This is a genomic window from Thalassolituus sp. UBA2009, assembly GCF_002335285.1.
GTDB classification, from domain to species: domain Bacteria; phylum Pseudomonadota; class Gammaproteobacteria; order Pseudomonadales; family Oceanobacteraceae; genus Venatoribacter; species Venatoribacter alkanivorans.
The window spans coordinates 1-3,829 of record NZ_DDCJ01000119.1 but is presented as its reverse complement, the minus strand read 5'-3'; the positions used below and the strand labels follow the sequence as shown (position 1 = coordinate 3,829).

Sequence of the window (3,829 nt, the reverse complement as noted above, 5' to 3'; positions counted from 1 at the left end):
GGTCCAGACCGGCTCCAGCACCATAATCACTGCGGCATGGCTGGGGGACGCCAGACCCTGAGCATAGGTCTGCAGCAGAAAGCGGGCGGCGGTGCCGACGGTCACGCTCAGAATCAGCCACAGCCACATGGTTGGGGTAAAAGTATCGGGCCAGTCTTCAAACATGGCCGACAGGGTAAAAGATACAACGCCGACCAGCACCAGCTGGATAGCGCTCAGGGCCAGTGCCGAAATACGCGCCGCGGCACGGCCGTTGAGAATAAAGGTGAGTGACAAAAGCAGGGCGGCGGCAAAGAAAAACAGCTGGCCGGGGTCAGGGTTAAAGCCATGACGTAACGACAGCAGTGCCAGACCGCCGATGGCCAGCGGCAGGGCAACCCAGATGCTTTTCGCCGGACGCTCGCGGAACAGCAGCCAGCTGATAAAAGGCACCAGCACCACCGCCAGGCTGGTAATAAAGGCACCTTCGCCGAGGGTGTGAGCATTAAACAGCCCCATGATCCAGAAGCTCATGGCGGCACCGAAAAACAGTCCGACCAATGCCGAAGCGCGCCATTCGTGTGGCTGTAAGGCCGCCAGCGCACGGCGGCCGGGAATCGCCAGCAGCAGACCGGCGGCGCTAAAGCGGCAGGCCATAAACAGCAGCGGCGGAAATTCGTTTAACGCCTCTTTGGAAAACATCCAGCTGACCGCAGCCAGCAGGGTAACGCCAAGCAGAATCAGGTCGGCGCGCAACAGCTGGGCGTGATGCTGATCGTCTGTGGATACGGATTCGGAAGTTGAAGACACAATAAACCACTGGCCCGCAGGGCAGTAACGCAGACCGGTAAGCACCGGGTGCAGTGAAAAAGGCGTAGCAAAAAAAGCGCAGCAGTATTTCACAGCCTCCCGTGGAAGTCTGTGGGGGTTTTACTGTTGCATTGAAAAAGAGCGTTGCATAGTCCGGATTAATGAAGAGTTTTGTCAATAATTTTTGTGAAGCGTTTTAAAGAGGAGATCAGCACATGTTAATCTTACGCGCAGCCAATGAACGCGGCCGGGCCAATTTTGGCTGGCTGAACAGCTCGCATACGTTTTCTTTTGGCCAGTATTACGACCCCAAACATATGGGGGTGTCTGCTTTACGGGTAATCAACGATGACCGGGTTGTCCCGGGCGCAGGTTTCGATACCCACGGCCACCGCAATATGGAAATTATCAGCTATGTGCTGGACGGCACCATTGCCCACCGTGACTCGATGGGCAACGTTGAGCATTTGCCGGCCGGTGAGTTTCAGCTGATGTCGGCGGGCAGCGGTGTGATGCACAGCGAATTTAATCCGGCGACAGACCAGCCGCTGCATTTTCTGCAGATCTGGATTCAGCCCAATGAGCAGAATACCGAACCGGGCTATCAGCAGAAGCGCTTTCCCCGCCAGCAGGCCATTCAGCCGGTGATTACGCCGGACGGACGCGACGGCACGCTGAGTATCCGCCAGGACGCGCAGCTGCTGCACGTGCGCCTGACCGCAGAAAGCGCAGAGCAGTTACTGAATCCGGCGCGTCGCTATTATGTGCATGCCATTAACGGCCCGCTGCAACTGCAGGCCGGCGATAACACGCTGATATTAAATGCCGGTGACGGCGTGAGTATCAGCAATGAACAGGCGCTGACCTTCAGTGCCGACAGCAAGGCGGAGGCCCTGTTGTTTGATTTACCTTAAGCAGGCAACGCCTGCTGCCGGAGCCGGATATGAGGGTACAGAGACGGCTCCGTCTGACGGAATAGTTTTGTGGATCTGACCTTTGTTGCGATTGCCGTACTCGGCGTGTTGTTAACCGGCATTGCCAAATCCGGTTTTGGTGGTGGTATCGGCGTGGTGGCGGTGCCAATGATGGCGCCTTTTATCGGTGGCGAGCAGGCCATCGGTATTCTGCTGCCGATTCTGCTGCTGATGGACATCATGACCCTGCGTGTCTATCGCCGTTACCTGTCGTTTGCACTGGTGAAGCCCCTGCTGCCCGGTATTCTGCTGGGCATCACGGCGGGCACCTTATTATTAGGCGTTGTCAGCGAACGTGGCGTACAGGCGCTGATTGGTCTGATCGGTTTCTGGGTACTGGCGCAGAAGCGCTGGCCCTGGCTGGCCGGCCGGCGCATGGCGGCAGCCAGTGAAGAACAACCGGCGCAGGCATCGGCGTTGCAGGGTGGTTTACTGGGCAGTATCGCCGGTCTGGGCAGTACCCTGGCCCATGCCGGTGCGGCACCGCTGCAGGCGTATTTTTTACTGGGTAAGCTCAATAAGGAATCGTTTTTGGCGCAGATCACCCTCGCGATCGGTCTGATGAATGCGATCAAGCTGCTGCCTTACGGCATGCTGGGGCTGCTGAATTTTGATATCGGCTGGTTAACCGTGATTCTGGTGCCGGTGGCCTTTGCCGGTGTCTATCTTGGTCGCTGGTTAAGCAAACGCATGGACGGCGATGTGTTTTTTAAAGTGATGATGTGGCTGCTGGCGGGTAACTCAGCCTGGCTGCTGGGACAGGCTGTTATTGGCTGATGCTTGTTATACCGGCCGTGCTGCAGCGCTGTGCAGCACGGCGCGCGGCAGGAATTAATCCAGACGGATTTCCACCATCAGGTCATTGGAAATAGCTTCCAGTGCACTGGCCAGAATATCGGTATCAAAACTGTGTGGTACACGCAGCAGGGCTTCGGCGCGGAACAGTGGCACCGCAGACATTTCGGCGGTGCCGCAGTCGGTGGTTAATTCCAGTACGTTCACGCCCATTTTTGCCAGCGCCTGAGATACTTCTTTAACAATACCCGGACGGTCATTGCCGACCAGATTCAGGGTCAGGTCGAGGCTGTCGTTTTCTTCGCTGTCGCTGCCGGTTTCGGCGTTTACCAGAATACCGCGTGAGCTGAGCGAACTTAATTCGGCAATCAGGCTGTTGCTTTGTTCGGCCGGAATAGATACCCGCAAAATCCCGGCAAATTTTCCTGCCATATGTGCCATACGGCTTTCCAGCCAGTTACCGCCATTACGGGCGATGGTGGCTGACAGTTGTTCAACAATTCCGGGTTTGTCGTCGGCAATAACGGTTAATACAAGAAAGTTTGCCATTGCTTTTCCTTATGTTTTTTCTGCAATCAGATTGTCGCTCTGACACTAACACAGCTTTATGCGATTTACCGCACGTACTGTGCTGGTCAAATTCCTGCCGACTGATCGTTGTTCCCCAGCGGTTGATACAGTAGCCTTGAAGCCCCTTTAATTACCTGAGAATCAGGACACCGTTATGGATACTAACTTCCCGCGCATTAAGCGCCTGCCTCCTTATGTCTTCAATGTGATCGGCGAAATGAAGATGGCGGCACGAGCGGCGGGGGAGGACATCGTCGATATGTCGATGGGTAACCCGGATCAGGACACGCCAAAACACATTGTTGATAAGCTGGTGGAAACCGCCAGCCGTGGTGGTACCCATCGTTACAGCCAGTCGAAGGGTATTCCGCGTCTGCGCCGCGCCATGGCGAGCTGGTACAAGCGCAAATTCAATGTTGATCTCGATCCGGAAACCGAGGTGATTACCACCATCGGCTCGAAGGAAGGTCTGGCGCATCTGGCGCTGGCCACTCTGGGTCCGGGCGATAACGTGCTGGTGCCGAATCCGTCTTACCCGATTCACCCTTATGGTTTTGTTATTGCCGGCGCCGATATCCGCCATGTGCCGATGACGCCGGATGTGAATTTCTTTGAGGAGCTGGAAAAAGCCATCAAAAACACCTGGCCACGGCCGAAGATGCTGGTGCTGAATTTTCCCAGCAACCCGACCGCCGAGTGTG

Annotated in this window: 5 protein-coding genes; 3 read left to right on the top strand and 2 right to left on the bottom strand. The window is 56.0% G+C overall.

All coding sequences use genetic code 11. The annotated features are described in order from the left end of the window. A partial coding sequence (locus B3P58_RS14870; protein WP_286718731.1) for a DMT family transporter occupies positions 1-882 on the bottom strand: 882 nt, incomplete at its 3' end. Positions 883-1,004: 122 nt separating this feature from the next. On the opposite strand from B3P58_RS14870, the gene B3P58_RS14865 reads away from it, so the two are divergent. Next, a complete protein-coding gene (locus B3P58_RS14865) occupies positions 1,005-1,703 on the top strand; it encodes a pirin family protein (protein WP_286718729.1) in 699 nt (232 codons plus the stop codon). 69 nt (positions 1,704-1,772) lie between these two features. Beyond that, on the top strand, positions 1,773-2,540 hold the full coding sequence (locus B3P58_RS14860; protein WP_145469303.1) for a sulfite exporter TauE/SafE family protein: 768 nt from the start codon (positions 1,773-1,775) through the stop codon (positions 2,538-2,540). Positions 2,541-2,594: 54 nt separating this feature from the next. Here B3P58_RS14860 and B3P58_RS14855 read toward each other — a convergent pair whose 3' ends face one another. Next, positions 2,595-3,107, bottom strand: coding sequence for a glycine cleavage system protein R (locus tag B3P58_RS14855; RefSeq protein ID WP_145469304.1), 513 nt, complete (start codon positions 3,105-3,107; stop codon positions 2,595-2,597). A gap of 175 nt (positions 3,108-3,282) precedes the next feature. Here B3P58_RS14855 and B3P58_RS14850 point away from each other — a divergent pair. Continuing rightward, a partial coding sequence (locus tag B3P58_RS14850; protein WP_286718726.1) for an aminotransferase class I/II-fold pyridoxal phosphate-dependent enzyme occupies positions 3,283-3,829 on the top strand: 547 nt, incomplete at its 3' end.

Bases quoted from the DNA above. Each gene is read 5' to 3' on its own strand.
- B3P58_RS14855 (WP_145469304.1), bottom strand. From the start codon at position 3,107: ATGGCAAACTTTCTTGTATTAACCGTTATTGCCGACGACAAACCCGGA.
- B3P58_RS14865 (WP_286718729.1), top strand. From the start codon at position 1,005: ATGTTAATCTTACGCGCAGCCAATGAACGCGGCCGGGCCAATTTTGGC.